This window comes from Kribbella sp. NPDC056861 (assembly GCF_040687575.1).
GTDB lineage: Bacteria > Actinomycetota > Actinomycetes > Propionibacteriales > Kribbellaceae > Kribbella.
The window spans coordinates 257,376-283,353 of the sequence record NZ_JBFBNQ010000003.1 but is presented as its reverse complement, the minus strand read 5'-3'; the positions used below and the strand labels follow the sequence as shown (position 1 = coordinate 283,353).

The 25,978-nt window shown below is 68.6% G+C and carries 21 protein-coding genes and 1 riboswitch; of the genes, 12 read left to right on the top strand and 9 right to left on the bottom strand.

What is annotated here, in order from left to right:
• The first annotated feature begins 19 nt into the window (after positions 1-19).
• The gene (locus AB0P21_RS15100; RefSeq protein WP_363696981.1) at positions 20-421 is read left to right on the top strand and encodes a hypothetical protein; all 402 of its coding nucleotides are present in this window, start codon (positions 20-22) and stop codon (positions 419-421) included.
• Complete coding sequence (locus AB0P21_RS15095; RefSeq protein ID WP_363696979.1) at positions 421-1,647, top strand: glutathionylspermidine synthase family protein; 1,227 nt, start codon at positions 421-423, stop codon at positions 1,645-1,647. Before AB0P21_RS15100 ends, AB0P21_RS15095 begins: the two co-directional genes overlap by 1 nt.
• 30 nt (positions 1,648-1,677) lie before the next feature.
• Here AB0P21_RS15095 and AB0P21_RS15090 read toward each other — a convergent pair whose 3' ends face one another.
• Both AB0P21_RS15090 and AB0P21_RS15085 read right to left on the bottom strand, forming a co-directional pair.
• Positions 1,678-3,138 (bottom strand): NAD-dependent succinate-semialdehyde dehydrogenase, encoded by a 1,461-nt coding sequence (locus tag AB0P21_RS15090; RefSeq protein ID WP_363696977.1) that lies wholly within the window; start codon positions 3,136-3,138, stop codon positions 1,678-1,680.
• Positions 3,139-3,193: 55 nt separating this feature from the next.
• Complete coding sequence (locus AB0P21_RS15085; protein WP_363696975.1) at positions 3,194-4,273, bottom strand: MsnO8 family LLM class oxidoreductase; 1,080 nt, start codon at positions 4,271-4,273, stop codon at positions 3,194-3,196.
• Positions 4,274-4,621: 348 nt separating this feature from the next.
• Here AB0P21_RS15085 and AB0P21_RS15080 point away from each other — a divergent pair, with 348 nt between their 5' ends.
• From AB0P21_RS15080 to AB0P21_RS15065, 4 genes are all read left to right on the top strand, one after another.
• Positions 4,622-7,573, top strand: coding sequence for a type 2 lanthipeptide synthetase LanM family protein (locus AB0P21_RS15080; protein WP_363696973.1), 2,952 nt, complete (start codon positions 4,622-4,624; stop codon positions 7,571-7,573).
• Positions 7,570-7,779 (top strand): hypothetical protein, encoded by a 210-nt coding sequence (locus AB0P21_RS15075; RefSeq protein ID WP_363696972.1) that lies wholly within the window; start codon positions 7,570-7,572, stop codon positions 7,777-7,779. Before AB0P21_RS15080 ends, AB0P21_RS15075 begins: the two co-directional genes overlap by 4 nt.
• A gap of 114 nt (positions 7,780-7,893) precedes the next feature.
• Entirely contained in the window at positions 7,894-10,812 is a 2,919-nt protein-coding gene (locus tag AB0P21_RS15070; RefSeq protein ID WP_363696970.1) for an AAA family ATPase, read from the top strand.
• Positions 10,813-10,994: 182 nt separating this feature from the next.
• Positions 10,995-12,224: an ROK family transcriptional regulator gene (locus AB0P21_RS15065; protein ID WP_363696969.1), complete on the top strand. Its 1,230-nt coding sequence runs from the start codon at positions 10,995-10,997 to the stop codon at positions 12,222-12,224.
• On the opposite strand, the gene AB0P21_RS15060 is transcribed toward AB0P21_RS15065, so the two are convergent.
• Together AB0P21_RS15060 and AB0P21_RS15055 are read right to left on the bottom strand one after the other, a co-directional pair.
• Complete coding sequence (locus AB0P21_RS15060) at positions 12,221-12,967, bottom strand: alpha/beta hydrolase (RefSeq protein ID WP_363696968.1); 747 nt, start codon at positions 12,965-12,967, stop codon at positions 12,221-12,223. The two genes, AB0P21_RS15065 and AB0P21_RS15060, sit on opposite strands and share 4 nt — an antisense overlap.
• The gene (locus AB0P21_RS15055; protein WP_363696966.1) at positions 12,964-13,650 is read right to left on the bottom strand and encodes a DUF998 domain-containing protein; all 687 of its coding nucleotides are present in this window, start codon (positions 13,648-13,650) and stop codon (positions 12,964-12,966) included. Before AB0P21_RS15055 ends, AB0P21_RS15060 begins: the two co-directional genes overlap by 4 nt.
• A 58-nt stretch (positions 13,651-13,708) precedes the next feature.
• Here AB0P21_RS15055 and lysX point away from each other — a divergent pair, with 58 nt between their 5' ends.
• The 3 genes from lysX (at position 13,709) to AB0P21_RS15040 (ending at position 19,039) form a co-directional block, all read left to right on the top strand.
• The gene (gene lysX / locus AB0P21_RS15050) at positions 13,709-17,059 is read left to right on the top strand and encodes a bifunctional lysylphosphatidylglycerol synthetase/lysine--tRNA ligase LysX (RefSeq protein WP_363696964.1); all 3,351 of its coding nucleotides are present in this window, start codon (positions 13,709-13,711) and stop codon (positions 17,057-17,059) included.
• Positions 17,060-17,178: 119 nt separating this feature from the next.
• Positions 17,179-18,144 carry a hypothetical protein gene (locus AB0P21_RS15045; protein ID WP_363696963.1) on the top strand — a complete coding sequence of 322 codons (966 nt, stop codon included), beginning with the start codon at positions 17,179-17,181 and terminating at the stop codon, positions 18,142-18,144.
• 67 nt (positions 18,145-18,211) lie between these two features.
• Positions 18,212-19,039 carry an alpha/beta hydrolase gene (locus AB0P21_RS15040; RefSeq protein WP_363696962.1) on the top strand — a complete coding sequence of 276 codons (828 nt, stop codon included), beginning with the start codon at positions 18,212-18,214 and terminating at the stop codon, positions 19,037-19,039.
• On the opposite strand, the gene AB0P21_RS15035 is transcribed toward AB0P21_RS15040, so the two are convergent.
• Entirely contained in the window at positions 19,028-19,876 is an 849-nt protein-coding gene (locus AB0P21_RS15035) for a helix-turn-helix transcriptional regulator (protein ID WP_363696960.1), read from the bottom strand. The genes AB0P21_RS15040 and AB0P21_RS15035 overlap by 12 nt on opposite strands.
• Before the next feature lie 103 nt (positions 19,877-19,979).
• On the opposite strand from AB0P21_RS15035, the gene AB0P21_RS15030 reads away from it, so the two are divergent.
• Entirely contained in the window at positions 19,980-20,666 is a 687-nt protein-coding gene (locus tag AB0P21_RS15030; protein WP_363696959.1) for an SDR family NAD(P)-dependent oxidoreductase, read from the top strand.
• Positions 20,667-20,715: 49 nt separating this feature from the next.
• Here AB0P21_RS15030 and AB0P21_RS15025 read toward each other — a convergent pair whose 3' ends face one another.
• The gene (locus AB0P21_RS15025) at positions 20,716-21,354 is read right to left on the bottom strand and encodes a hypothetical protein (protein WP_363696957.1); all 639 of its coding nucleotides are present in this window, start codon (positions 21,352-21,354) and stop codon (positions 20,716-20,718) included.
• Positions 21,355-21,452: 98 nt separating this feature from the next.
• On the opposite strand from AB0P21_RS15025, the gene AB0P21_RS15020 reads away from it, so the two are divergent.
• On the top strand, positions 21,453-22,145 hold the full coding sequence (locus AB0P21_RS15020) for an alpha/beta hydrolase (RefSeq protein WP_363696955.1): 693 nt from the start codon (positions 21,453-21,455) through the stop codon (positions 22,143-22,145).
• Here the strand turns inward: AB0P21_RS15020 and AB0P21_RS15015 are convergent.
• Together AB0P21_RS15015 and AB0P21_RS15010 are read right to left on the bottom strand one after the other, a co-directional pair.
• Entirely contained in the window at positions 22,107-23,480 is a 1,374-nt protein-coding gene (locus tag AB0P21_RS15015; protein ID WP_363696954.1) for an L-serine ammonia-lyase, read from the bottom strand. The genes AB0P21_RS15020 and AB0P21_RS15015 overlap by 39 nt on opposite strands.
• A 77-nt stretch (positions 23,481-23,557) precedes the next feature.
• A riboswitch (glycine riboswitch) is annotated at positions 23,558-23,650 on the bottom strand.
• Positions 23,651-23,727: 77 nt separating this feature from the next.
• Positions 23,728-24,060 carry a DUF3817 domain-containing protein gene (locus AB0P21_RS15010; protein ID WP_363696952.1) on the bottom strand — a complete coding sequence of 111 codons (333 nt, stop codon included), beginning with the start codon at positions 24,058-24,060 and terminating at the stop codon, positions 23,728-23,730.
• Positions 24,061-24,157: 97 nt separating this feature from the next.
• Here AB0P21_RS15010 and AB0P21_RS15005 point away from each other — a divergent pair, with 97 nt between their 5' ends.
• Positions 24,158-25,621 (top strand): alpha/beta hydrolase, encoded by a 1,464-nt coding sequence (locus tag AB0P21_RS15005; RefSeq protein ID WP_363696950.1) that lies wholly within the window; start codon positions 24,158-24,160, stop codon positions 25,619-25,621.
• Positions 25,622-25,625: 4 nt separating this feature from the next.
• Here AB0P21_RS15005 and AB0P21_RS15000 read toward each other — a convergent pair whose 3' ends face one another.
• A complete protein-coding gene (locus tag AB0P21_RS15000) occupies positions 25,626-25,862 on the bottom strand; it encodes a hypothetical protein (protein ID WP_363696948.1) in 237 nt (78 codons plus the stop codon).
• Between the last annotated feature and the right edge of the window lie 116 nt (positions 25,863-25,978).

Genomic DNA, 25,978 nt, shown 5'->3' with positions numbered 1-25,978 from the left:
CTCAGGATCTCGCAGGCGGATGCGCAGCGTGGGTATCACGCTGGGACTGACCGCGCTGGTCGCCGCCTCGCTGACCGGTTGCAGCAACGACGACGAGCAGTCGGACTACCAGGCGATCTGCGTCGACCCGGAGACCCAGCAGCGCGCCGACGACGACAAGTGCAAGGACGAGCGCGAGTACCACGGGTCCGGCTCGGGCTTCTTCTGGTTCTACATGGCCACCCGGGGCGGCGCCTTCGTGCCGCCGATCGGCGGCCGGTACAACACCAGCGACGGCAGCTACACCACCTCCGGCCTGCGCAACTCCTCCGGCGGCACGGCGACGGTCAAGCGCGGCGGCCTGGACACCAAGGGCGGCAACATCGGCACCATCTCGCGGGGTGGTTTCGGCAAGGCGAGCAAAGGGAGTCACGGCGGCTGATGTGGCGACACTCGATCAAGCCCCGCCCGGGCTGGAAGGACAAGGTCGTCGAGCAGGGGCTGGTCTTCCCGATGACGGACCTGCCCGACGGCAGCCAGACGCCGTACTGGAACGAGAGCGCCTGGTACGAGGTGACGATGGAAGAGGTGCTGCACCTCGAACGCGTCACCGAGGAGCTCTACGAGATGTGCAAGCACGCCGCCGCCGTGATGGCGTCCGGTGATCGCTTCAGCGACGCGCAGCTCGGCCTGGCGTCCGGCACGCTGCCGCTGGTCCGGGAGTCGCTGAAACGCGACGACCCGTCGGTGTACGCGCGCTTCGACCTGGTCTGGAACGGCGTCGAGCCGAAGATGCTGGAGATCAACGGGGACACCCCGACCGGGCTGGTGGAGTCGGCGGTGATCCAGTGGAACTGGCTGGAGGACGTCTTCCCCGAGGGCGACCAGTGGAACTCCGTGCACGACCGGCTGGTCAAGTGGTGGAGCGAGAAGCGGCAGGCCGGGGCGTTCCCGGGCAACGAGGCGCACTTCTTCAACTCGGCCGCCGAGACCACCGGCGAAGAGGCGATGACGGTGGCCTACCTGCGCGACACCGCGGCGATGGCCGGGCTGGCGACGTACGGGCACGAGATCGAGGACCTCGGCTGGGAGTCGGAGCAGCGCGCGTTCGTGGACTGGGGTGGCCGGCGGATCCGGACCGCGTTCAAGCTCTACCCGTGGGAGGACATGCTCGACGACCAGTTCGGCAAGTACATCGTCGGCGGGCTGGAACGCGAGCCGGTGCGCTGGATCGAGCCGATCTGGAAGACGATGCTGTCCACCAAGGCGATCCTGCCGGTGCTGTGGGAGCTCTACCCCGACCACCCGAACCTGCTGCCGGCGTACTTCGGGACGCCGGGCGACCTGCTGGAGTGGGTGGCCAAGCCGCTGCACGGGCGCGAGGGCAGCAACATCCGGATCCACACCATCACCGCCACCGAGGACGACGTCCACGACGGCCCGTACGACACCGAGACGATGGTCTACCAGGAGTGGAGCCCGCTGCCGTCGTACGAGGGGAACCGGGCGGTGATCGGCAGCTGGATCGTCGACGGAGTCGCGGCCGGCATGATGGTCCGCGAGTCCGACGGCCCGGTCACCGACTACTACGCCCGGTTCGTCCCGCACGCGATCGGCAGCGAGGCCCGGCCGAACGACGAGACCATCCAGCAGTGGCTGCAGGAGTAGGCCGCTAGGGCGTGTCTCCCGATTCCCGCCCTAGTCGATCGCCACGGCCAGGTACTTGATCTCCAGGTACTCGTCGATGCCGACCGTGCCGCCTTCGCGACCGAGGCCGGACTGCTTGACGCCGCCGAACGGCGCGGCCGGGTTGGAGACGATGCCCTGGTTGAGGCCGATCATCCCGGTCTCGAGCCGCTCGCTGACCCGGAACGCGCGGCCGAGGTCGTTGGTGAACAGGTAGGAGACCAGGCCGAAGTCGGTGTCGTTGGCCATCGCGACCGCCTCGTCCTCGGTCTCGAACGCGGTCAGCGGGGCGACCGGGCCGAAGATCTCCTCCTTCTGCAACCGCGCCGACTTCGGCACACCGGTCAGCACGGTCGGCGGGTAGAAGTAACCGTTGCCCTCGGCAATCGTTCCACCGGTCAGCACCTCGGCGCCCTGGGCAACGGCGTCGTCGACCAGGTCCTTCACCTTGTCCCGCTGCTTCGCGTCGATCAACGGGCCGAGGTCGACCCCGTCCTCGGTGCCACGGCCGACCTTGAGCGCCGACATCCGCTCGGTCAGCTTGGTGGCGAAGGCATCGATCACCGACGAGTGCACGTAGATCCGGTTGGCCGCAGTACAGGCCTCGCCGCCGTTGCGCATCTTCGCCAGCATCGCGCCCTCGACCGCCTTGTCCAGGTCGGCGTCCTCGAAGACCAGGAACGGCGCGTTGCCGCCGAGCTCCATGCTGGTCTTCAGCACCTTCTCGGCGGCCTGCTCGATCAGCTTCACGCCGACGCCGGTCGAGCCGGTGAAGGACAGCTTGCGGGCCCGGCCGTCGCGGATCAGCGGCTCCATCACGCCGCCGGCGTCCTCGGTGGTGACCACGTTCAGCACACCCGGCGGCAGGCCGGCCTCGGTCATCAGCTCGGCCAGCTTCAGCATCGACAACGGGGTCTGCGAGGCCGGCTTGATCACCATCGTGCAGCCGGCCGCGACCGCCGGGCCGATCTTGCGGGCGCCCATCGCGGCCGGGAAGTTCCACGGCGTGACCAGCAGACACGGCCCGACCGGCTGGCGCATCACCAGCAGCCGGCCCTTGCCGTTCGGCGCGACCTGGTAGCCGCCCTCGATCCGGACCGCCTCCTCGGCGAACCACCGGAAGAACTCCGAGGCGTAGGCGATCTCGCCCTTCGACTCCGCGACCGGCTTGCCCATCTCCAGGGTCATCAGCAGAGCCAGGTCGTCGGCTCGCTCGGTCATCAGCTCATAGGTACGGCGCAGGATCTCACTGCGCTCACGGGGAGCAGTGGCGGCCCAGTCGGCTTGCGCGGCGACGGCGGCGTCCAGTGCGGCCAGCCCGTCGGCGGGACTGGCGTCGGCGACCTGGCAGAGCGTCGTACCGGTGGCTGGGTCTTCCACGGCGAGAGTCTTGCCGCCCTCTGCTGGTCGCCACTTGCCTGCGATGAAGAGTTCGGTCGGACAGCTCTGGACGACTTCCTGCTCCCGCGACATGGGCCTGCCTTTCAGTAGTCGGCTAGACCCACTTTAGGCCGATCACTGCGGGAGGCTAGGCGGTGGCGACGAAGTGCGGCGCGTGCCGGGGGATGCTGCGAATAGCGCGGGTCAGGCCGGCTGCCGCAGTACGGAGAATGGAGGAGCGAACCAGCCCGTCAAAGGCCAGCGGGACCAGCATGACCTCGTCTGCTCCGGCACTGGCCGCTACCGACGCCAGGCCTGCCGATACTCCGGATCGGGTGCCTACTACGTATCCGGGCTCGTCCAGCAGCCGCTCGGCCTTCAACCGCTCACGGCTGGTCAGTGGCGGCTCCAGCAACTCCATGAGCTCAGCGGGTGTTGCCCTGTTGACCGCAGTCTTCAGTCGCGACTTGAGCCGCACGTACTCGGCCAGCCGGGCTAGTGCCTCGTCCTCGGTGTCCGCGGCGACTACGCCGACCGTCACACCGACGTACGGCTTGCCTGTCGGTCCCGTGGCCTCAAAACTGTCCCGGTACGCCGCTACTGACGCCAGCGTGCACGCGGGAGCGCTGTGATGGGTCAGGAAGAGCGGCAACCCACGTGCTGCGGCTACCTGCGCGCCGGACGGGTTGTCGGTCATCACGAAGACTGGTGGCGGCAGGCCGGCCAGTGCGAGCCGTACGTCGCCCACCGGAGCGCGGCCGGGCAACCCGTCCCGCAGGAAGCGGCAGAGCTCGTCCAGCCGCTGGGGGAAGCTGTCCCAGCCCTTCTCGTTCAATCCGAGCGCAGCAGCCGTACTCGGCGGCACTGCCGCTGACTTGCCGACACCGAGGTCGACCCGGCTCGGGTACGCCGCCGCGAGCGCAGCGAACTGCTCTGCGATCACCAGCGGCCGGTGGCTGGTCAGCTGCACGCTGCCCGATCCCAGCCGGATCCGGTCGGTCCTGGCGGCCAGTACCGCGGCCAATACGGCAGGGCTTGCGCCCCCAGCGCCCCGGACGCCATGCTGCTCAGCGACCCAGAAACGCCGGTAGCCCAGATCGTCGGCGGCCTGAGCCACCTCGACGGTCTCCCGGAGGGCGGCCGCGGCGGACTGTCCCGGCAGCTGCGGCACGATGTCGAGCACCGAGTGAGCTGAGACCGGGAGTCCGGGAGCGGCTTGGCTGTACACCCGCCCACCGTCCCAGCCGCGACTGATTTGCACATGGGGGCCTTGCACCCATGTTCTGCTCGGCCCCCACCCAGGCTCGCGGTGCCGCCGGCCGGGCGGAAATTGGGTAGGGAGAGCCCTTGCTGCCACGTCAGGCTTTCCTGCATCGTTCTCGGCGTCGGGAGTTCCGGAGCTGCCGGCAGCTGGATTCCTGTGCCGAACAACCTTCCACCAGAGGTCGTCCGGCACGGGCGATGCTGGACCGCGGGGTGGTCTACCCCCAGTCGTCATCCCGCGGTACAGCACGGCTCCAGTACCTGTACGTAGGCAATCAAACGATCGTGGAAGGAATATGGGGGCTCCGTACCCATGGCAGCACCCATTCCCGACTGGCACTCTGAGCGCGTGCTCAACTCCGCAACCACCGGGACTTCCCGACTAGACCACTCAAGCGCTTGGTGGTCCGCCGGGATGGGCCCGCACGAGCAGGGCCTGCCGATGCCTGCCTGGGCGGAGTACGTCGAACGCAGTACCGCCGCTGTTGTCACCCCGGCACCGGTGACAGGCGACTGGGAGCAAGCACTGGTCCGGTGCCTCGAACCCCTGCTGGCCACCGCCCGCCAAGACCTGGCAGCAGCCGGCCAGCTCGGCACCCTGACCGACCAGTTCCTGCAACGCCTCGGCCTGCGCCTGGTCCGGCTGGCCTCGCGCACCCTGGTCCTGGAACTGGCCCGAGCCCGCGACCGCGGCGAACTGGCCGGCGAAACCCCGGCCGCGCGTTTTCTCGACTTCACCCACCGGCTCGAAGGAGGGAGCGAGCTGGCGGAGTTCCTGGCCGCATACCCGGTGCTGGCCCGGGTCCTGGGCGAGGCGTGCCGACAGGCTGTCGAGGGACACCTCGAACTGCTGGCCCGCCTCGCCGAGGACCGCGAGCAGATAGTCACCGAGCTGCTGTCGGGGGTCGACACCGGCCCGCTGCTCTCGATCAGTCCCGGTGGCGACCCACACCGAGGCGGCCGCTCCACCGCCACTCTGACCTTCGCCAACGGTCACCGAGTCATCTACAAGCCCCGGCCGCTCGACCTGCACAGCCACTTCAACGAGATTGTCCACTGGCTGAACAGCAAGACCGGCATCGACCTTCGAACGGTCCTGACGATTCGCCGTCCCGGCTACGGCTGGCTTGAGTACATCAACTACCGGCCCTGCAACGACCTGGCCGGCGTACGCCGATTCTATGAGCGGCAAGGTGCTCTGCTCGCTTTGCTGTACGCGCTCGACGGCACCGATATGCACTATGAAAATCTGGTCGCCAGCGGCGATCAGCCAGTCCTTGTCGACATCGAGACCCTCTTCCACCCTGCCCTCGTCAGCATCGGTCCGCCCGCTGAGGATCCGGCTCATGCCGCCTATCTCAGCTCAGTCTCCCGGACTGCGTTGCTCCCTCTGATGATTGTTGGGGAGCAGGGCGCCGCCGACCTGTCGGGTATCGGTGGCGACGACGGCGTTGCCCCCCACTCGGTGGTCGACTGGGCGGATGCAGGACTGGATTCCATGCACCTGGTTCGTCGAGCCGGATCCACCCCGCGTCGCGACAACCGGCCTACTGTCAACGATTCCGTGCCGGAGCCCAGAGACCATGAGGTCTCCCTGTTGGCGGGCTTCCGGGCTGCGTACGAAGCTATCGCTTGGCATCGGGCCGAGTTGCTGGGCCCGGACGGGCTACTGGCTCGTTGCGCGGCGGACGAGATCCGTTACATTGCACGGCCCTCGCGGATCTACGCGTCCTTGCTGGATGAGTCGACGCATCCGGACGCAGTCCGCAACGCGAGCGGCCATAGTCAACTCCTCGACTTGTTGTGGGACGCGGATGAGCGACTGCGACGGGTCGTGCCGGCCGAGCTCGCCGATCTTTGGTCGGGCAACATTCCCATTTTCAGCGCCAGGCCGGACAGCCGTGACGTGTGGGCCACAGATGGTGCGCGAATTCCGCGCCTGCTGGAGACCACGGGTCTGGCAGCTGTGCAGGCCAAGATCGCGGCAATGGGCGAAGTCGACCAGCACCGCCAACGATGGGTGATCTCCGCCAGCCTCGCCACCCGCCCCGAGCCGGTGCTGCACTCGAGCACCGCGATAAGGGCTGGACTCGGAGCCACCGAGGCCGATCCAGAGCAGTTGCTCGCGGCGGCCACCGACATCGGCGACGAGATCATGGCCCAGGTTCTCGGCGATCCCGGCGAGCGAGCGAACTGGCTCGGCCTCGAACTCCTCGACGACCACCATTGGACCGTTCTGCCGATGGGCGCAGGGCTGACCAACGGCTTCCTCGGTACGTCACTGTTCCTGGCCGAGATCGGAGCATTGACCGGCGCGGGCAAATACAGCGAACTCGCCCGTGATGCCATCCGTCCGATTCCTCAGATCCTCGAAGTCCTGACCACGAACCCAGAGGTAGCTCAGACCGTAGGCGCCGGCCTGCATGGCTTGGGCGGTATCAGCTACGGCTTGAGTCGACTGGCAGATCTACTGGACGACTCGGCCGTGACGGGGTGGCTCCGGTCAGCACTCCAACTGATGGAGAGCACCCCCTCCGCCATCGACGAATTCCCGAGCTACGCCGAGGGTGCGGCAGGCGGGCTGACTGCCGTTCACGGGATCGCCGGTTATCCGGAGGCTGCGCGGTTGGCTGCGCGGTACGCCGATGAATTGGTGGCGGCAGTAGATCTCGGCATCCGCCGTGAGGTCACCAAACCCCCGACTGGATTCGCGCGCGGCTATGCGGGTCTGACCTGGGCTCTGGGTAACCATGCCCCGCCGGGATCGCGATACAAGGAGGCGAGTCGGGCCGCAGCCGATCTCGATCCGAATCGCGACACAACAAACACTGGGTGGTGCGCCGGCTACGCCGGCGCAACACTTGCTCGCCTGCAGTCCAATGGCCCGGCAGACATCGAGACCTATCTGCGTCATTCCACCGAACGTCCGGTGCTCGCCGACATGAGTCTGTGTCACGGCGAGCTCGGAGCAGTCGAACCACTGCTGTGGCTCGACGAACGCGATCACCCAGCCATTGAGGCGGTCCGGCGTCGCCGGGCCGGGCTGGTGCTCGCGGCAGTACAGCAGTACGGACCGCTGTGCGGTACGCCACGCTCCGTCCCGTCGCCGGGCCTGTTAACAGGTCTGGCCGGAATTGGCTATGGCTTACTTCGCCTCGGTTTTCACGGGCAGATCCCGTCCGTTCTGCTGCAGGAACCGGCCCGGCAAGCAACGCCCATCACAGCGTCAGACCGGCAGCCATCATTCGACAGGGGAACATCATGACCGCCCACCGCAACGACGTGAACCGCGAGCCACTCCCGGCCGAGGCCGGCGAGACTGATCCGCTCGGTCCGATCAGGCCGCCCATGCGCAGCAGGATCGGAAGTCGCGCACTGGCACTGGTCGGCGCTGCCAGCGTTGCGGCGCTCGCCGTCCACGTCATCGTCGACGGCTGCTCGACCGACACGAGCATCAGTAACCCGGGCTAACCCGGAGAGGTCGGCGGCCGGAGGCTCATCGACGCTTCAATCAATCGAATGATCTACTCCGGCCGACCAGCCGTTCCGACTGCGTTCTAGACAGTCGGCGATTAGAGTGCAGACATGCGGACCCATGCGCCCAGAGTGGTCGGCAGAGACGGGGAGATAGGTCGGCTCAGCGACCTGCTGGCTGCTGCCCGTTCCGGCCGCGGTGACGCCGTTTTCCTGACCGGAGAGCCAGGTATCGGTAAGAGCAGGCTCGCTGCAGTGGGCACCACGCTCGCACTCGAAAGCGGCATGGTAACCCTGCGTGGCAGAGTGGGGGCAGTCGGTACCTCAACGGCCTTCCGGCCATTCACCGAGGCACTTCTGTCATTGATTCGTCGTGGTGAAATGCCGGACCCGCAGGCCTTGGGACCCTATCGGCAAGTCTTGGGTCGGCTGATTCCTGATTGGGACGATCACAGCGGCGAGACGGCCATCTCAGCAGTAGTGCTCGGCGAGGCGATCTTGAGGCTGCTTGGGATCGCCGGTCGCGACCGGGGTTGTCTCCTCGTTCTCGAGGATCTGCATGGCGCTGATCCCGAGACACTGGCAGTGATCGAGTACCTGCTGGACAACCTAGAGGACCAGCCCGTAGCTCTGATCTGCACCGTGCGGTCCGCGCCCTGCCCCGCTGCTGAACTTGCCCAACTGGCGGGTCAGCGGGGCACAGCGACCGCCATCGAACTCGGCGCCCTCACCCGCGATCAAGTCAGACAGCTCGCGGCGGGCCGACTTGAGGTCGAAGCCGAAGCCGTTCCGGAGCAACTCGCGGATCGATTGTGGACCGACAGCGCGGGCATTCCGTTTGTTGCCGAGGAACTTCTGCAAGAAGCAAGTAGGTCGGGTCAGTTGCTGTCCGGAGTCGACGGTGCAGTCCAGGTAGTCGACAACCTGAAAATGACCGTACCGGCTGCGGTGGTGCACAGCATCAACAGCCGGACCGACCAGCTTGGTCCCCAGTCCCGAGAGTTACTAGCCCTGGCGGCGGTGATCGGGCATCGCTTTCCGCTCAGCGTGGTCCGGCGCGCCAGCGCCATCGACGAACGACAGCTACTGGCAACGCTCAGGGCAGGATTGGCCTCCCAGTTGGTCGGCCCGGACGAGCCAGTGCCGGACTGGTACGCATTTCGGCATCCGCTGACCGCTGAGGCACTTCTGGCTGGCCTCAACCCGACCGAGCGGGCCACCTTGGCCAGACGCTGCGCCGATGCGATCGAGTTCCTCCACCCAGGCCTGCCGGGTGAATGGTCTCTGATGGTCGCCGAACTGGCGCAGACGAGCGGTGATTCGGCCCGCGCGGCGCGACTGTTCGCCGAGGTGGGGATGCGTTCCTTTGACGAAGGCTCGTTGCACAGCGCCGCTCACCTGCTCGAGCGTTCCTATACCTTACTGACCGACGATGCCGACGTTGGCTACCGCGCCGAGGTACTCGGTTCACTGCTGCTGGCCCTCGGCGAGACCGGTCAGTTCGAGCACCCTGCCGCCCGGCAGGAACTCGTCGACGAGCTGGCCAACCGCGGTCTGGACAGTCGGAGGGTAGCCACCCTCCACGTCCGGCTCGCCGAGTTCGACCACTCCGCCAGTCGCTGGTCCTCCGCGATCTCGCACGTAAACACAGCTCGTGCCTTACTCGGTCCGGACCCTGGCGACACGGACCTGGCTCCACTGAGCGCTATCGCAGCGGTGCTGGAGATGACCAGGTCCAGTCCTGGCCGGCTCAAGTCTGCTGCCCGGCTGGGCATTGAGGCGGCTGAAGCCGCCCAACGCGCCAAACTCCCCTCGGTCGAAGCCGATGCTTGGCAGCTATTGGGCATCCTGGCCCGCGAGCACGACCTCGATCAGTCGATCAGCTACTTCCAGCGCGCTCGGCAGGTCGCCACCGACAACAACATGGGTTTACAGCGAGTGGTCGCGCACATCTTCCAGGCCGGCACGATGTGCCTGGCCGAAGGTGACATCACCGAGCTGGAGACAGCGAAGCGGCAGGCACTGAAGATCGGTGCGATCCCGAGTGCCTATGACGTTGACCGGGTACTGGCTCAGCAGGCCGTACTGCGTGGAGAGTACGACTTGGCGGCGGCCAAGATCGAGGAGTGCCTGGAGGTTACGCGGCGACTCAAGCTGAGCCGCGGTGCGCCGTACATGCTGGTGACCAGGGCCATGCTGGCAGGCCACCAGGGCAAGCGGGTGGCAATGGAGCAAACGATCGCCGAACTGGCGGAGTACGGGGAGCGGGCCTCTCACGAACTGCCGCTGTCCTTCGGGCTGGCTCGCACCTTCTGCGCCCTGCTCGAGGAGAATCGCGAGCTGGCCGAGTCGGAGATGGCCCAGGCATTGGCGTACGACGCGCAGAATCCGACCAGATTTCACCTGGCGGGCAAGAACGGCGCTGCTTTGTTGCTTGGGGTACTGGCCGGGCGTAACGGGTGGGCCCATTTCGAGGCCGTGACCGCTACCGCAGCCAGCCGGATGCGATGGAACAGGCAGTTCGTCCAGTTCGCCCACGCTGTACTGCTCGGCCGAGACGGTGAGGCCGAAGGCGCTCGCGTCGTCATGGAGGAGGCACAGACGAGCGCCGCAATCTACCCGATGACTCGCCATCTTGGGCTGCGTTTGGTGGCTGAACCTGCGGCAGTCGACGGGTGGGGTGAGCCTGTGGCCTGGCTTCGGCAGGCCGAGGATTACTTCCACAAAGCCGAAGTACCGGCGGTCGCCAGTGCGTGCAGGAGCTTGTTGCGACAGCAAGGCGCTACCGTGTCCCAGCGGCGTACCGGGTCCGACCAAGTCCCTGCCCACCTGCGCCAGCTCGGGATCACCACCCGGGAGTACGAGGTCGTCCAGCTGCTCGTCGACAAGATCGGCAACAAGTCCATCGCATCGCGCCTCCACATCTCCCCCCGCACAGTCGAGAAGCACGTGGCCAGCCTGATGACCAAGACCCAGCAGCCGGACCGGGAGGCGCTGAGCAGCTTTGCGCGGACGGTGTTGCAGGACTGATCCCTGCTGCCGTGCGTGTGCTGGCCAGGAGGGACGGTGGTCAGTGATAGTTGTCGACTCACGGAATTTTCGGGGCGTCCGCCCGCCTCCCGGAGCCCGACGGCGCGCGCGGTCTGTGCGCGGTAATTTATGAACGCTCGCTTTATATATAAGATGGGCGAGTGGCAGGCAAGGGGTCGGACATGAGCAAGGGAACGGTCGGCGGCGGCGGTACGACGATGCTGCGGCGGATCAACGTCGCTGCTGTGCTGGATGCGGTTCGCCGCTCGGCACCGGCGCCGTTGCGCGTCGCTGAGCTGGTGGAGCGCACCGGACTGGCCAGGCCGACCGTGGCCCAGGCTGTGGACGAGTTGCTGGATGCCGGGTGGCTGCAGCAGCACGGGCCCGATTCCGCGGATCGTTCGCTCGGCCGGCCTGCTATCCGGGTCTCGTTGCGGGGGCGCGCGGCGCCGGTGCTCGGGCTGGATGTCGGGCCGCACCGGGTCACTGTGGGCGTCTCCGATCTGGCCGGCCGCAAGCTTTCCCTGGTACGCCGGTCCGGCCCGGGCTGGACCGCGCAGGAGCTGCTCGGGGTCATCTCCGAGGTGATCACCGAGGCGCTGGCCGAGGCGGAGGTGCCGGCTGAGGACATCGCGGCAGCTGTTGCCGCCAGCCCCGGCATCGTGGACGAGCACACTGGTCGCGTTCAGCTGGTGCCGAGCGTTCCGGGCTGGTCTGCGGTCGACCTGACCAAGCACGTACGCAGCCTGCTCGACTGCCCGGTGATGCTGGACAACGACGCCAACCTGGCCGCCCTGGCCATCGCTGCTGCCCGCGGCGGCACCGGCACGTTGCTGGCCGTCCAGTGGGGTGAGCGGCTCGGTGCCGGCATCGTGATCGACGGTCGCCTGCACCGCGGTACGGGCGCGGCCGGTGAGATCGGCTTCATCGCCACTGCTCCTGATGACGTGATCAACCCCGAGGACAGCCGCGGCCCGCTGGAGCGTGCGGTCGGTTCCGAGGCGATTGCCGAGCTCGGCCGTCAGGCTGCGCTGGCCAACCCCGACTCCCGGCTCGCCGAGCTCGGTCGCGACCAGCTCGACACCGCCGACGTCTTCGCCGCGGCAGCTGAGCGCGACCCGGTCGCCCAGGCCGTCGTGCAGCAGGTCGCCCGTGACTTCGCCCGCGCGCTGGCGCCCGCAGTACTGGTGCTGGACCCGACTGCCGTCGTCATCGGTGGTGGTGTCGCCCGCGCCGGTGCCGTCCTGCTCGACGCGATCTCCGACCAGCTCCGGCTGCTCACCCTCAACCACCCCAAGCTGGAGCTCTCGGCTCTGGCCGAGGACGCCGTGGTCACCGGTGCCATGCGGATGGCGCTCGACGAGGTCTGGCAGCGCAAGCTCCCCACGCCTGCCCTCACCACCCCCGCCTAGCTCAAAAGGCTGGTAACCGCCTTCGCGATGGCGTCAGGGCGGTCCAGGTGTACGAGGTGCGCAGAGTCCCCCAGTACTTCGACACTCGCATTGAGCTGAGCTGCCAGCGCCCGCTGACCAGCCAGCCAGCTGCTGGCCGTGAAGCGCGAGCTGCCCCCTGTCGCCACCAGCACGACCGTCGGCGGCAGCGAAGCCGGCGGAGACTCCAGTAGCCGCGTGACCTCCGCAGCCAGCGCCCAGCTACCGCTCAGCTCCTGCCAGAACAGCAGCAGCGAGTCAGCAGCGCCGTACCGGGCCCGGGCCGTAGCAGAAGGCAGCAGGTCGTTGTTCCGCATGCTGCCGACCCGGATGAGCAGTCGCCGCACACCCGGGCCCACCAGCCGCGTCAGGCCGACCCGACCGACCACCCGCAGCACCGATCGAACCGCGCGATCGCCGGCCGTGCCTGGGTAGAAGAACCGCCAGCCGGTCTCCGAGGTCAGGCTGGAGTCGATCAGCACGAGCCGCGAGACCTCGTCAGGATGGGTGAGCGTCCAGCGCAGCGCGGCCAGCCCACCGATCGAGTGCCCGAGCAATCCCACCGGCAGCGTCACGCCGGCACGCAGCTCGGAGACCGGCGCCGTCACGGGCGTGACCCACGGATCGATCACCCGCAGCTCGCTGCCGGGCAGCAACGCGACGACCTCGCCGAACTCCTCAGGAGCCTCGGCCAAGCCCGGTAGCACCACCCAGCTGTCACTCATCGGGTGAAAGCTTGCCTCAGACCGGGCAACAATGTCGCGAGCATTAGACAAACGAGGCCGACGGATACTCGTTGCAGGATGCCCGGCGGGTGCAGATCGTTGCCGGTCAGCACCTCCAGCCCGGTCTCGATCCCGAGCCAGGCCTGGGTCGCGGCGACCGCAGCGGCCAGCGCCGCCACCACCCGGCCCCACAGGCCACCCCAGCCCGAGCGACGCAGTACCAGGACCGCGAAGATGCCTACGGCAACACTTCCGATCCCGGCGACCGTCGACGTGATCTCGTGCAGGATCAGCGCGGTACCGGCCTGGCCGCCGTTCTCCGACTCCCGGCAGGCGGCGCTCACCGACGGCGCACAGCTCATCGGCGACAGCGCGTCGAACATCGTCCCCGCGCCGAACACGGCAGCGCTGATCAGCAACCCGGCAACGTCGCGGTGCATCCGCGCCGCCGGCCGGCCGAGCACCGCGGCGAGCAGCAGCAACACGCCCGCACCGAGGTCCATCGCCCGCGCGTACGAGCTGGTCGGCTGGTCGAGCGCGCCCAGCTCGCTGAGGAACGAGTAGTGGATGTTCAGCGGATAACCGGCGATCAGCTCGAGCAGGAGGCTGCAGTAGAGCACTCCGGAGGCCACGAGAACACCCCGCATCAACCGATACGGAAACCGGGCGGGGACGGCCGTCATGACCGACAGAGTTGCATATGAGACCAAAGTCAACACCTCGGGATGGGATGATCGCCAGGTGTCATCCGAACAGGTCATCCCGAAATGGAAGCAGCGTGCGGCCGTCTGGGTCGGGCGGATCGTCGTCATCGCCTCGGTCTGGTCGTTCCTGGCGATCCCTCTGCACCTGTTCGCGCCGGCCTATGTGAAACGGGTCGACCTCGCCTTCGACTTCTTCGGCATCCCGGCCGGCCACACCTTCTTCTCCGCCGTCTACCTCGCCGTCGTCGGCAGCGCGCTGCTGCGCGGCAAGCGCGCCGCGCTGCTGTGGGTGCTCTGGGTCTTCGAGGTGCTCTGGCTGCTCACCGCGGTGGCCGCGGTCGGTTTCGCCAGCATCCGGCTGGCCAACCCGAGCGATCCGGAGCTGATCAAGGAGTTCGGCGAGGCCAAGCCGCAGGACCTCGAGCTCGCCATCGCCCAGGTCATCGTGGTGGCCGCGCTGGTGCTGCTGCTGTGGAAGATCCGGGCCGCCTTCCCGGCCCGGCTCGCGCCCGGCACCCGGCGGCTGTCGGTGCTGGCGCTGGCCGTCGGCCTGATGATCTCGATCGCGGTCAGCATCACCCTGACCCAGGTCTTCCCCAAGACGCTGAGCGGTCAGAAGGAGAAGATCGGCTGGTCCGTGATCGCCGCGCTCGGCCAGAGCCGCAGCAAGATGGGCGGGCACGAGGGCCACGGCTGGGTCGGCCTGACCGTCGGCGCGATCTCCGCGGCCGCGCTGGTGATCGCCTTCGCGATCTTCCTCCGCTCGGTCCGCCGGGTCCGCTACCTCAGCCAGGCCGAGGAGCTGCACGTCCGCCGCCTGCTGCTCGAGTACGGCGAACGCGATTCGCTCGGCTACTTCGCCACCCGCCGCGACAAGGCAGTGGTGTTCTCCCCCGACAACGAGGCCGCCATCGCGTACCGGGTGGTCAACGGTGTGAGCCTGGCCAGCGGCGACCCGATCGGCGATCCGGCCTCCTGGCCCGGCGCGATCCAGCGCTGGCTGGTCGAGGCCCGCACCTACGGCTGGTCCCCCGCCGTGCTGTCCGCCAGCGAGGAGGCCGCGCACGCGTACGTCGACGCCGGCCTGCGCGCGCTCGCGATGGGCGACGAGGCGATCATCGACGTCCCCGACTTCACCCTCGAAGGCCGCACGATGCGTCCGGTCCGCCAGGCCGTCACAAGGGCCCAGCGAGCCGGGTACCACGCCGAGGTGGTCCGGCACGGCGACCTGTCCCCCGAGGCCCTCGCGGAGTACGTGCGGCTGGCGGAGAAGTGGCGTGGCGCGCAGACCGAGCGCGGCTTCTCGATGGCACTCGGCCGGCTCGGCGACGCCGCCGACGCCCGGTGCGTGATGGTCATCGCGCGCGACTCCGAAGGCACCGTCCGCGGCCTGCTCTCGTTCGCCCCCTGGGGTCTGCGCGGCGTCTCGCTCGACCTGATGCGCCGCGATCCCGAGTCCGTGAACGGCCTGATGGAGTTCATGGTCAACGCGCTGGTCGAGGCCTGCGGCGATCTCGGCGTGCACCACATCTCGCTGAACTTCGCCATGTTCCGCGAGATCTTCAGCGACGCCGAGCGGGTCGGCGCCGGTCCCGTACTCCGCCTCACCAACGCGCTGCTGACCGCTGCTTCGAGGTTCTGGCAGCTGGAGAGTCTCTACCAGTCCAACGAGAAGTACCTGCCCCGCTGGTCCCCACGCCTGATCTGCTACTCCCGCGGCGCCTCGCTCGCCCAGGTCCTCCTCGCAGCCGGTACTGCGGAAGGCTTCCTCCCCGCACCGCGCCCCTGGACGCGAGTCGACAGCGCGGTCACCGCCGAGCGGCACGCGATCCTGGAGGCCGACGGCGGCGACTTCGCGGTCGCCGTTCGCGAGCAGGAGCAGGAGTTGCTGCGCCCGGTGCTGCCGGACCGCAAGCTCACCGAGCAGGAGCAGATCCGCCGCGCCAAGCTCACCGAACTGGTTGCCAAGGGCATCGACCCTTATCCGGTCACGGTCCCGCGCACCGAGACCCTGGAACGGATCCGCGCCCTGCACCAGAACCTCCCGGCCGATCACCACACCGGCCACGAGGTCTCCGTCACCGGCCGGGTACTACGGATGCGCAACCACGGCGCCCTCTCCTTCGGCTTCCTGCAGGACGGTCTGTCCGGCCTGCAGGTGATGCTGGCCGCCGACACCTGCGGCGCCGAAGCGGTGGAGAACTGGCGCCGCCTGGTCGACATCGGCGACCACGTCAGCGTCACCGGTGAGATCGTCACCAGCCGGAAGGGCGAGTTGTCGATCGCCGCGACCGGATGGCTGATGGCCGCCAAGTGCCTGCATCCCCTGCCGGACAAGCGAAAAGGCTTCACCGACCCCGAGGCCCGGGTCCGTCAGCGACACCTCGACCTGGTGATGAACCCCGACTCGCTGCAGATGATGCAGCACCGCAGTACCGCGGTACGGGCGATCCGGAACGGGTTCGAGACGCGCGGCTTCATCGAGGTCGAGACGCCGATGCTGCAGGCGGTGCACGGCGGCGCCAACGCGCGGCCGTTCGTCACCCACATCAACGCCTACGACACCGACCTGTTCCTGCGGATCGCGCCGGAGCTGTTCCTCAAGCGGCTCAGCGTCGGCGGCCTGGGCAAGGTCTTCGAGCTGAACCGCAACTTCCGCAACGAAGGCGCGGACTCGACCCACAACCCGGAGTTCACCTCGGTCGAGGCCTACCAGCCGTACGCCGACTACAACGTGATGCGCGAGCTCACCCGCGAGCTGCTGATCGAGGCCGCGACCGCGGTGTTCGGCAAGCCGGTGGTGCAGCGACCGGACGGCGAGCTGGACATCTCCGGCGACTGGCCGGTGATCACCGTGCACGACGCGGTCAGCCGCGCGACCGGCGTACAGGTCGACTCCGGTACGCCGGTCGACCGGTTGCGCGAGCTGTGCGGCGAGCACGGCGTCCATGCTGGTTTCGGCCTGACCGCGGGCGAGCTGGTGCTCGAGCTGTACGACGAACTGGTCGAGCCGAACACCACCCTGCCGACCTTCTACACCGACTTCCCGCTGGAGACGTCACCGCTGACCCGCACCCACCGGACCGACCCGCGACTGGCCGAGCGCTGGGACCTGGTCGCCTTCGGCGCGGAGATCGGTACGGCGTACTCGGAACTGGTCGACCCGGTCGAGCAGCGGCGACGGCTCACCGAGCAGTCGCTCAAGGCGGCGTCCGGCGACCCGGAGGCAATGTCGCTGGACGAGGACTTCCTCAGCGCCCTGGAGTACGCGATGCCACCGACCGGCGGTCTCGGCATCGGCGTCGACCGGGTGATGATGATGCTCACCGGCCAGAACATCCGGGCCACGCTCGCCTTCCCGTTCGTCCGGCCGGCCCCACGCAGCTGAAAAGGAACCGTTTCGCACGCCTTCCCGTCTGACACGTTGCGGTCATTGGGGTCGCTGGAAACCCCTTTGCCGCATAGGGTTTGCCGACAAGGGGAATTTCGAGGCCTGGGGGCTTTCAGATGCGTAGAACTCTGTCCATTTCGGTCGGCGTCGCCGTCCTGGCCCTGGTGGCCGGCTGCGGTGGCTCCGACGACAAGAAGCTGGCGAACGTCGACCCGACACCGAGCGAGACGTCGACCAGCGCGCCCACCGAGCCGACCTCCGAGCCGACACCGACGCCCACCGCGGAGCCGTCGACCCCCGCGCCGCCGGCCGGGCCGCTGACCCAGGCGCAGTACCAGACCGCCCTGATCCGGCTGGACCAGCGGATCGCGGGCGACATCAACGCGCTCGGCACGGTGAAGACCGAGGACAGCCTGACCGCGGCGATGGAGAACCTGGCCCAGACCCTGAGCACCGAGTCGACTGCCGTCGGAGCCCTCAAGCCCCCGGCGCGAGCAGTCGCCGCCAACCGCGTGCTGCAGCTGCGGCTGAAGGCCGCCGGCACCGTACTGGCCAGTGGCGACACCAGCAATGTCGGCTGTGGCGGACTGGCCTTCGTCTCCCAGGCAGTGCAGCGTCAGCTGGTCAACACACTGTCCGTGGCGGTCACCCAGCTGCGCACCCTCGGCCTGGTCTTCGGCCGCACCCTGCCGGACCTCGGCGCCGAGCCGGCCGACACGCGTCCGTCGAACGGCGACATCATCATCCGCTCCGGGGCCGGCGGCTCCGGCGCGCTGCGGGTCAAGAACGGCTCGACCGTGGACGTCGCGGTCTCGATCGTCAGTCCTGGCAAGGCGCCCGGCAAGCCGCACATCATGATGTACGTGCAGGCCAAGAAGACCGCGACCGTCTACCGGATCGGTGGCGGCTACAGCCTCTACATCAAGAGCGGCAAGGACTGGAACCCGAAGCGGCGCCAGTTCAGCTCGGACTGCTCGTTCAAGAAGTTCGACCAGCCGTTCGCCAAGAACCAGGGCTGGGAGGTCCAGCTGCAGCCGTCGGTGCTGGGCAACGCCAAGTCCAGCAAGGTCGATCCGTACTGAGTTTGCAGCTATGTGACATCGGCCATGTCACGATGACAGCGAACCGTCCCGGGGTCACCATGAGGTCATGAGCGCTACTGCGAGCGTGACCGTGGCCGGTGTCTCCGGGGTGGAGATCGCGTACGACCGCAAGGGTGCCGGGCCGCCGCTGCTGCTCCTGCACGGCATCGGCCACCACCGGCAGGCCTGGGACCCGGTGATCGACCAGCTGGCCGCCTCGCGGGACGTGATCTCGCTCGACTTCCCCGGCTTCGGCGAGTCTCCCGACGTACCGGCTGGTGTCCCGGACGAGCTGGACAGCCTCGTGCACGGCGTCGAGGCGTTCTGCGCCGCGCTCGACCTGGGCACACCGGACGTCGCCGGCAACTCGATGGGCGGCATGGTCGCCCTCCGGCTCGGCCAGCTCGGCTCGGTACGATCTGTCACCGCGCTGTCCCCGGCAGGCTTCTGGACTTCCCGCGAACGTGCCTGGGCGCTCAACGTCCTCACCGGCATGCGCCGCGTCGCCCTCCGTACGCCGGACTCGACCCTCCGCAGAATGGCCCGTACTCCGTCCGGCCGGCGCGTGATGACCGGCATGATCTACAACCGCCCAGCGCTGCGCAGCCCCGAGGCAGTCGTCGCCGAGACTGTCGCGATGCGCGCCTCGACCGCCTTCGACCGGGTGGCCCGGCTGGGCAAGGCAGGGGTCACCTTCGACGGCGACGTACCGGATGTTCCGGTCACCATCGCCTGGGGAACCCACGACCGGATCCTGCTCCCCCGCCAGGCGGCACGGGCGCACCTGCAGTTGCCGAAGGCGCGGATGATCCCGCTCTACGCCTGCGGGCACGTCCCGATGAACGACGATCCCGAGCTGGTCGCCAGGACCATCCTCAACGGCTCAGCTGAGTGACTGCAGGCCGACGACCGACAGCAGTTTGAGCTTCTCCGCGGCCTCGGAGCCAGGCGGGGCGGTGTAGACGATCAGGCGCAGGTCGCTGCCGGGCGCGGTGAGAACGTCGCAGTCGAGCAGGATCGCGCCCAGCTCCGGGTGGTTGACCGTCTTGGTGTTGGACTCGTGGAAGCCGACCACGTGGTCGTCCCAGAGCTGGGCGAAGCGGTCGCTCACCGCCCGGAGGTCCTGGATCAGGGCCCGCAGGTCGGCGTCCTTCGGGTACCGCGCGGTCGCGGCGCGCAGATCGGTGACCATCGCCCGGGTGAACCCCGCGGCCTGCTCCGGCGTCTGGACCACCCGCGCGGCTCCCGCAGTACCTCCGTTGCCGGCCGTGAAGTGCCGCCAGATGATGTTCTGCTCACGGCCCCGGAACGCGGACGGGTCGCCGATCAGCGCCGCCCAGAGCGGGTTCCAGCTGATCATGTTCCAGGCGGCGTCGCAGACGCTGAGCGGCGTGCCCTGGAGCTGATCGATCATCCGCTGGACGCCGGGCGGGATACGGGTCGAGATCTGGCCGGGCGACGGTGGTGTCTGGCCGGCGAGCACGAACAGGTGGCCGCGCTCCGCGTCGTTCAGCCTGAGCGCCCGGGCCAGCGCCTCCAGCACCTGCGCCGAGGGAGCAGAGGACCGGCCTTGCTCGAGCCGGAGTACGTAGTCGACCGACAGACCGGCCAACGCGGCGAGCTCTTCGCGTCGCAGCCCTGGCGCCCGCCGGTTTCCCCCCGCGGGGAGTCCGGCCTCGGCCGGAGTCATCCGATCCCGCCAGGCGTGCAGAGTCTTGCCGAGTTCAGCCACCTGACCAGTATGTCGGGCAACGCCCGGAACAGCCTGGGTACTGCCAGTCCCCAGGACAGGGCGTGCACTACCTGCCCGGCCGCGCCGGGACGAGAGTGGAGCCATGACCACAACACTGATCACCGGGGCCAACAAGAGCCTCGGCTACGAGACCGCTCGCCAACTGGTTGCCCTCGGCCACACCGTGTACGTCGCCGCCCGCGACCCCGAGCGCGGCCGCAAGGCCGCCGACGAGCTCGGCGCCCGCTTCGTCCAGCTCGACGTCACCGACGACGAGTCGGTCCGGGCCGCCGCCAAGGAGGTCGGCCAACTCGATGTCCTGATCAACAACGCCGGGATTCCCGGGCCGTTCAAGCCCGCGAACGAACTGACCGTGCAGGACTACCAGGACGTCTACGACGTCAACGTGTTCGGCGCCTTCCGGGTCCTGGACGCCTTCCTGCCGTTGCTGGAGGCAAGCGACGCGCCGGTGGTCGTCAACGTGAGCAGCGGTCTGGGCTCGATCGCGATGGCCACCGACCCGACGGTCCGCGAGCCGGCCTGGATCCCGGCCCCGATCTACAGCTCGTCCAAGGCCGCGCTGAACATGCTCACCGCGCAGTACGCCCATCTGTACCCGGCGCTCCGGATCAACGCGGTCGACCCCGGCTACACCGCCACCGACTTCAACCACCACAGCGGCCACCAGACGATCCCGGAGGGCGCCGAGATCATCGTCCGGCTGGCCACCATCGACCGGACCGGCCCGACGGCGACGTACCAGCGCAGCGCCGGCGTCGTCCCCTGGTGATCCCGCTCGAGCTGGGTGGTGAGCCCGCTCCTCGATCCAGCGGTGCCGCTCAGGGGATCAGGTCGCCGACCAGGTCGAGCAGCGAGTCCACGATCGTCGGCGGCTCCGGGGGCTCCGGGGGCTCCGGCGGCTCCGGTGGGTCGCTGGGCGTAACCGTCGGCGGCGGGTCCGGAGTACTGGTCGGCGGGTCGTCCTGCGGCTGCGGCGGGGTCTCCGGCGTCTGCGGTGTCTGCTCCGTCACGGTCGGCTGCGACGCCACCGGCCTCTTAGTTGCCTGAGGCATCGAGCGCGGCGGCTGCCCGGCCGGCTCACGCGTCGGCACGCCCAGCTTCAGCTCGGCCGGACGCGAGGCAACAGCCGACGGACGCGCGACCGGAGGCACGCTGGGCACCCAGAACGGCGGCTTCGGCTCCCCCGCTCCTTCTACCGGGCCGACGGATGACGGCGGCACAGCCGGCTCCTCCGTGGGCTGCGGGATCGGCGGCAGACTCTCGCCGTCGTCACCAGCCACCAACTCACCCGCCACCGGCGCCGCGGCCTGCACCCCAGGACCGCCACCAGGCAACGGAATCACCGGCGCCCCGATCCGCGGCCCGCCCAGCAGGCTCACCACCACGAGCACCAGGTACGCACTCAACGACGCGCCAACAACCACGGCACCCCGACGCCACAGCTCATCAGCCTTCACAAGACCCGCACAGTAGCGGCCGCCGAAGCTTTCAAACAGCCCTTGGAACAATATTCACGACCCGCAGCAACCGCACCGCAGACAGTTACGATTTCCCCATGTCTTCCTTGGTTCTGCTGCATGGGTTGGGTGCCAACGGGCGGGTGTGGGACGGGTGGCCGCAGCCGCGGCTCGCGCCTGATCTGCCAGGGCACGGGTCGGCGGAGAGTCTGCCGCGGTACACGTTCGAGGCGATGGCGGCCGCGGTCGCCGGCACCTTGCCGGTACGGCGTGAGCTGGTGATCGTCGGGCACTCACTGGGCGGGGTGATCGCGCTCGAGCTGGCCAGCGGGCGGTACGGCGTACAGGTTGATCGGGTGGTCGCGTTGGGCGTCAAGGTCAGCTGGTCGGACGACGACCTCGGCCGGGCGGGCGCGTTGGCTCAGAAACCCGTGGCCTGGTTCGACAGCAGGGACGAAGCCGCGGCGCGGTTCCTCAAGGTGTCAGGGCTGCAAGGGCTGGTCGATCCGGCCGGACCGGTCGTCGGGCACGGGCTGCGCGAGGTCGACGGGCGGTGGCGGCTCGCGATGGATCCGGGCACGTTCGGGGTCGGCGCGCCGCGGATGGCGGAACTGATCGCGGGCAGCCAGGCGGACGTCGTACTGGCGCGGGGTGAACTCGATCCGATGAGCACCGACGCCGAACTGGCTGCCCTGCACGATCAGGTCGTCACGTTGCCCGGGCTCGGGCACAACGCGCAGGTCGAGGATCCGTCAGCACTCGATCACGTTCACGGCCAGGCCGCCTCGTGACGTCTCCTTGTACTTGACCTTCATGTCCGCGCCGGTCTCGCGCATCGTCTTGATCACCTTGTCCAGCGAGACCACGTGCACGCCGTCGCCGTGCATCGCCATCCGGGCGGCGTTGATCGCCTTCATCGAGGCCATCGCGTTGCGTTCGATACAAGGGATCTGAACGAGTCCGCCGACCGGGTCGCAGGTCAGCCCGAGGTTGTGCTCCATCGCGATCTCGGCCGCGTTCTCGACCTGCTCGGGCGTCCCACCCAGTACTTCGCACAGCCCGGCGGCGGCCATCGAGCAGGCCGAGCCGACCTCGCCCTGGCAGCCCACCTCGGCGCCGGAGATCGACGCGTTCTCCTTGTAGAGAACGCCGATCGCGGCAGCGGCCAGCAGGAACCGGACCACGCCGTCCTCGGTTGCCCCCGGCACGAACCGGCGGTAGTAGTGCAGCACCGCCGGAATGATGCCCGCGGCGCCGTTCGTCGGGGCGGTGACGATCCGGCCGCCGGACGCGTTCTGCTCGTTCACCGCGAGGGCGAACAGGTTGACCCAGTCCATCACCTTGAGCGGGTCGACCGACCACTTGTCGTTACTCAGCTTGTGGTGCAGCGCGTGCGCGCGGCGCGGCACCTTCAGCCCGCCCGGCAGCGTGCCCTCGGTCTCGCAGCCCTCCTCGACGCAGTCCTGCATCACTTGCCAGATGTGCAGCAGCCCCTCGCGGATCTCCGGCTCGGTCCGCCAGGCCTGCTCGTTGACCAGCATCACCTCGCTGATCGACAGTCCCGACTCGCGGCACCGGTCGAGCAGCGCGTCGCCGGACAGGAACGGGTACTTCAGTGGCGTCCGGTCCGCGACGATCCGGTCGCCGGCCGCGGCGTTCTCGTCGACCACGAAGCCGCCGCCGACCGAGTAGTAGGTGCGCTCCCGCAGTACCTCGCCGTCGGCCGAGCGGGCCAGGAACGTCATCCCGTTCGGGTGGTAGGGCAGTGCCTTGCGGCGGTGCATGATGAGCTGGTTGTTCTCGTCGAAGACGATCTCGCGCTGCCCGGCCAACCGCAGCCGGCCGGCCTCGCGGATCGCGGCGACCCGGCTCTCGACCGTGCGGGTGTCGACCGTCTCCGGATCCTCACCCTCCAGCCCGAGCATCACCGCCTTGTTGCTGCCGTGCCCGTGGCCGGTCGCCCCGAGGGAACCGAAGAGTTGCGACTCGACGGCCGCGGTGCGGTCGAGCAGACCGTCCTCGACCAGACCGAGCGCGAAGGTCCGGGCGGCTCGCATCGGTCCCACCGTGTGGGAACTCGACGGACCGATCCCGATACTGAACAGATCGAACACACTGATCGCCATGCTGGAGGCCTCCTGGTCGTCATTGACCGATTGGTATGCCTCCCCGCTCTGTCAGGCAGTGTGCCTTCCAGAGGTGCCTCGCCCGTACGGTGAAGGTGCCTGAGAGATTCTTGGGGAGAGTTGCTCCTACGGCGCCCGGGTCAGGCCCGGGTCTCTCCCGCACGGGTTCATGCGGCTGCTGATTTTGTCACTCGCCGCGACGGTACGGCGCACCGGCGGCGCGCGTCAATCCAGCAGCGGGTGAACTTCAGGCCAGCCGGCCGGTGCGCTGCGCCCACAGCTCGAAGAACCAGGTGAACAGCGGCGGGACGCTGGCCGCGAGTGCCGCCAGCGTGACCGGGACGCTCCAGCGCAGCTGTTTGCGGACCGCGAGCACGGTCAGCACGTAGCCGACGAAGATCGTGCCGTGGATCGGGCCGAAGATCCTGACGCCGATCTCGTTGTCGGACAGCACGTACTTGAACAGCATCCCGATCAGCAGTCCGGTCCAGGAGATCGCCTCGGCGATCGCCACCGCGCGGAACACCGTCGCATGCTTCGATCCGGCCGGGGCCTCGGTGGCAGCAGTCGTCTCAGTCATCAGATCAGTGACCCTAACAAGTCCCCCAAGCCGGCCGGGGGTTCGGGCCGGGGTGACCCCGGATGCGCGCTGGAAGGCGGTTGCCGAGGATCGGGGGATGATGCTCAGAAGCACCACCTGGGGTGCGATCACCGGCCTGGTTCTGGCCGGCCTGGTCGCCTTGCCGGCCGCTGCCGTTGCCACCCCGGATCCCTTGCAGTGGACCGACTGCGAGGTCAAGCCCACCGAAGACCCGGAGGTGGTGCGCGGTTCGCAGTGCGCCACCTTGCAGGTCCCCGTCGACTGGAACCACCCGAACGGCCCGAAATTCGGCCTCGCCCTCGCCCGCCGTACGGCGAAAGTCCCCGTCGGCACGCTCTTCTTCGCTCCCGGCGGCCCCGGCGACTCCGGCGTCGACCGGATCCGCACCGGAATGAGCCGCTTCACCAAGACCCTGCAGGACAACTTCGACATCGTCAGCTTCGATCCCCGCGGCATCGCGCGCAGCAACCCGATCGTCTGCTCGGCCGCCCTGCTCGCCCAGCAGCCCTCACCGCTGATCGCCGGCCCGAAGGCCTTCACCGAGACGATCCGCTACAACCGCGCGCTGGCGAAGGACTGCCGCGCCAACACCGGTCCGCTCTACGACCACGTCGACACTCTGCAGTCCGTGCGGGACGTCGAGGCGATCCGGGTGGCGCTGGGCGAACCGAAGCTCACCTTCCACGGCAGCTCGTACGGCACCCTGCTCGGCCAGCAGTACGCCGAGAGGTACCCGCACCGGCTGCGCGCGCTGGTCCTGGAGAGCGTCTTCGACCACGGTGACACCACCACCGGCCGTTGGCTCGACGACCAGGCCGCGACGGTCCAGGACTCGTTCACCGAGTTCGTGAACTGGTGCGGGAAGACCACAACCTGCTCCTTGTACGGCCGCGACATCTCCGCATTGTGGGCAGACCTGGTCGCCAGGGCGGGCCGCGGCGAGCTCCCCGATCCCCGGCAATCAGCGCTGAAGGCAACGCCGTACACGCTGACCTTCGGTGCCTTCCGGCAGCTGTACGAACCGCGGTGGGGTGCGCTCGCCGACCTGCTCAAGCGGCTCGACGAGAGCGTTCCGCCGACCGGTCAGCCGCCGGCACCGACCGGGTTGGCACCGAACCCGCTGGCGGCGTTCTGCCGCGACCTGAGCCTGCCGGTCCGCACGTACGGCGAATATGCCGCTCACCTCCGCCGGATCGCCCGCACCACGGCCGATCTGAAGGTGCCGCCGACCCTGATGGCCGTGACGAACTGCATAGGCCTCCCGAAGGCGCCCAACCCGCAGCGGGACATCGAGGTGCACGGACTCAGGACGCCGGCGCTGCTGTTGAACTCACTGCACGATCCCGCGACCAGCTACGCGGGAGCGACCAGTGTGGCCCGGCAACTCGGCCGGTACGGCGTCCTGGTCACTTACGAAGGCTGGGGGCACGGTGTCTACAACTCCGGAGCGTGCACCCGGCAGACCGTCGACGACTACCTGGTCGCGCTGAAGGTCCCGCCGCGCGGAGCTCGTTGCGCCGCAGTACCGCCGACCGGCTGAGTTGTCAGACGGAAACGAGGTGGGCTTCCTGGACGCGGGCCAGGGAGTCCCCTCGGACGGCCTCGCCGGACAGCTGCAACAGCTGGGCACAGGCGAGCTCGAGAGCTTCGGACTGTGACCTGCAGCGATCGACGAACCAGTACGGATCGTCGGGCTGCAGGTCGTCCGAGTCGTCGATATCTGCGTACCAGTGACTCTCTCCGGCGCACGAGCAGTGCACCACCCGCACTCGCAGGTTCATCGGACAGATCCCCCCGTGCTGTCAATCCCTGGGATCCCCCCCGGGTTCCCAGTCGGGGCCAGTCCGGCCGGTGCGCCGCCGCGGCCCCCCACTGCAGCGCACCGGGCCGGGATTGA

Excerpts from the sequence above, each read along its gene's own strand:
- AB0P21_RS15100 (WP_363696981.1), top strand. The coding sequence starts at position 20 with ATGCGCAGCGTGGGTATCACGCTGGGACTGACCGCGCTGGTCGCCGCC.
- AB0P21_RS15010 (WP_363696952.1), bottom strand. The coding sequence starts at position 24,060 with ATGACTGAGACGACTGCTGCCACCGAGGCCCCGGCCGGATCGAAGCAT.
- AB0P21_RS15030 (WP_363696959.1), top strand. The coding sequence starts at position 19,980 with ATGACCACAACACTGATCACCGGGGCCAACAAGAGCCTCGGCTACGAG.
- AB0P21_RS15040 (WP_363696962.1), top strand. The coding sequence starts at position 18,212 with ATGAGCGCTACTGCGAGCGTGACCGTGGCCGGTGTCTCCGGGGTGGAG.
- AB0P21_RS15070 (WP_363696970.1), top strand. The coding sequence starts at position 7,894 with ATGCGGACCCATGCGCCCAGAGTGGTCGGCAGAGACGGGGAGATAGGT.
- AB0P21_RS15015 (WP_363696954.1), bottom strand. The coding sequence starts at position 23,480 with ATGGCGATCAGTGTGTTCGATCTGTTCAGTATCGGGATCGGTCCGTCG.
- AB0P21_RS15075 (WP_363696972.1), top strand. The coding sequence starts at position 7,570 with ATGACCGCCCACCGCAACGACGTGAACCGCGAGCCACTCCCGGCCGAG.
- AB0P21_RS15055 (WP_363696966.1), bottom strand. The coding sequence starts at position 13,650 with ATGACGGCCGTCCCCGCCCGGTTTCCGTATCGGTTGATGCGGGGTGTT.
- AB0P21_RS15090 (WP_363696977.1), bottom strand. The coding sequence starts at position 3,138 with ATGTCGCGGGAGCAGGAAGTCGTCCAGAGCTGTCCGACCGAACTCTTC.
- AB0P21_RS15080 (WP_363696973.1), top strand. The coding sequence starts at position 4,622 with ATGGCAGCACCCATTCCCGACTGGCACTCTGAGCGCGTGCTCAACTCC.
- AB0P21_RS15020 (WP_363696955.1), top strand. The coding sequence starts at position 21,453 with ATGTCTTCCTTGGTTCTGCTGCATGGGTTGGGTGCCAACGGGCGGGTG.
- AB0P21_RS15060 (WP_363696968.1), bottom strand. The coding sequence starts at position 12,967 with ATGAGTGACAGCTGGGTGGTGCTACCGGGCTTGGCCGAGGCTCCTGAG.
- AB0P21_RS15095 (WP_363696979.1), top strand. The coding sequence starts at position 421 with ATGTGGCGACACTCGATCAAGCCCCGCCCGGGCTGGAAGGACAAGGTC.
- AB0P21_RS15045 (WP_363696963.1), top strand. The coding sequence starts at position 17,179 with ATGCGTAGAACTCTGTCCATTTCGGTCGGCGTCGCCGTCCTGGCCCTG.
- AB0P21_RS15005 (WP_363696950.1), top strand. The coding sequence starts at position 24,158 with ATGATGCTCAGAAGCACCACCTGGGGTGCGATCACCGGCCTGGTTCTG.
- AB0P21_RS15065 (WP_363696969.1), top strand. The coding sequence starts at position 10,995 with ATGAGCAAGGGAACGGTCGGCGGCGGCGGTACGACGATGCTGCGGCGG.
- AB0P21_RS15000 (WP_363696948.1), bottom strand. The coding sequence starts at position 25,862 with ATGAACCTGCGAGTGCGGGTGGTGCACTGCTCGTGCGCCGGAGAGAGT.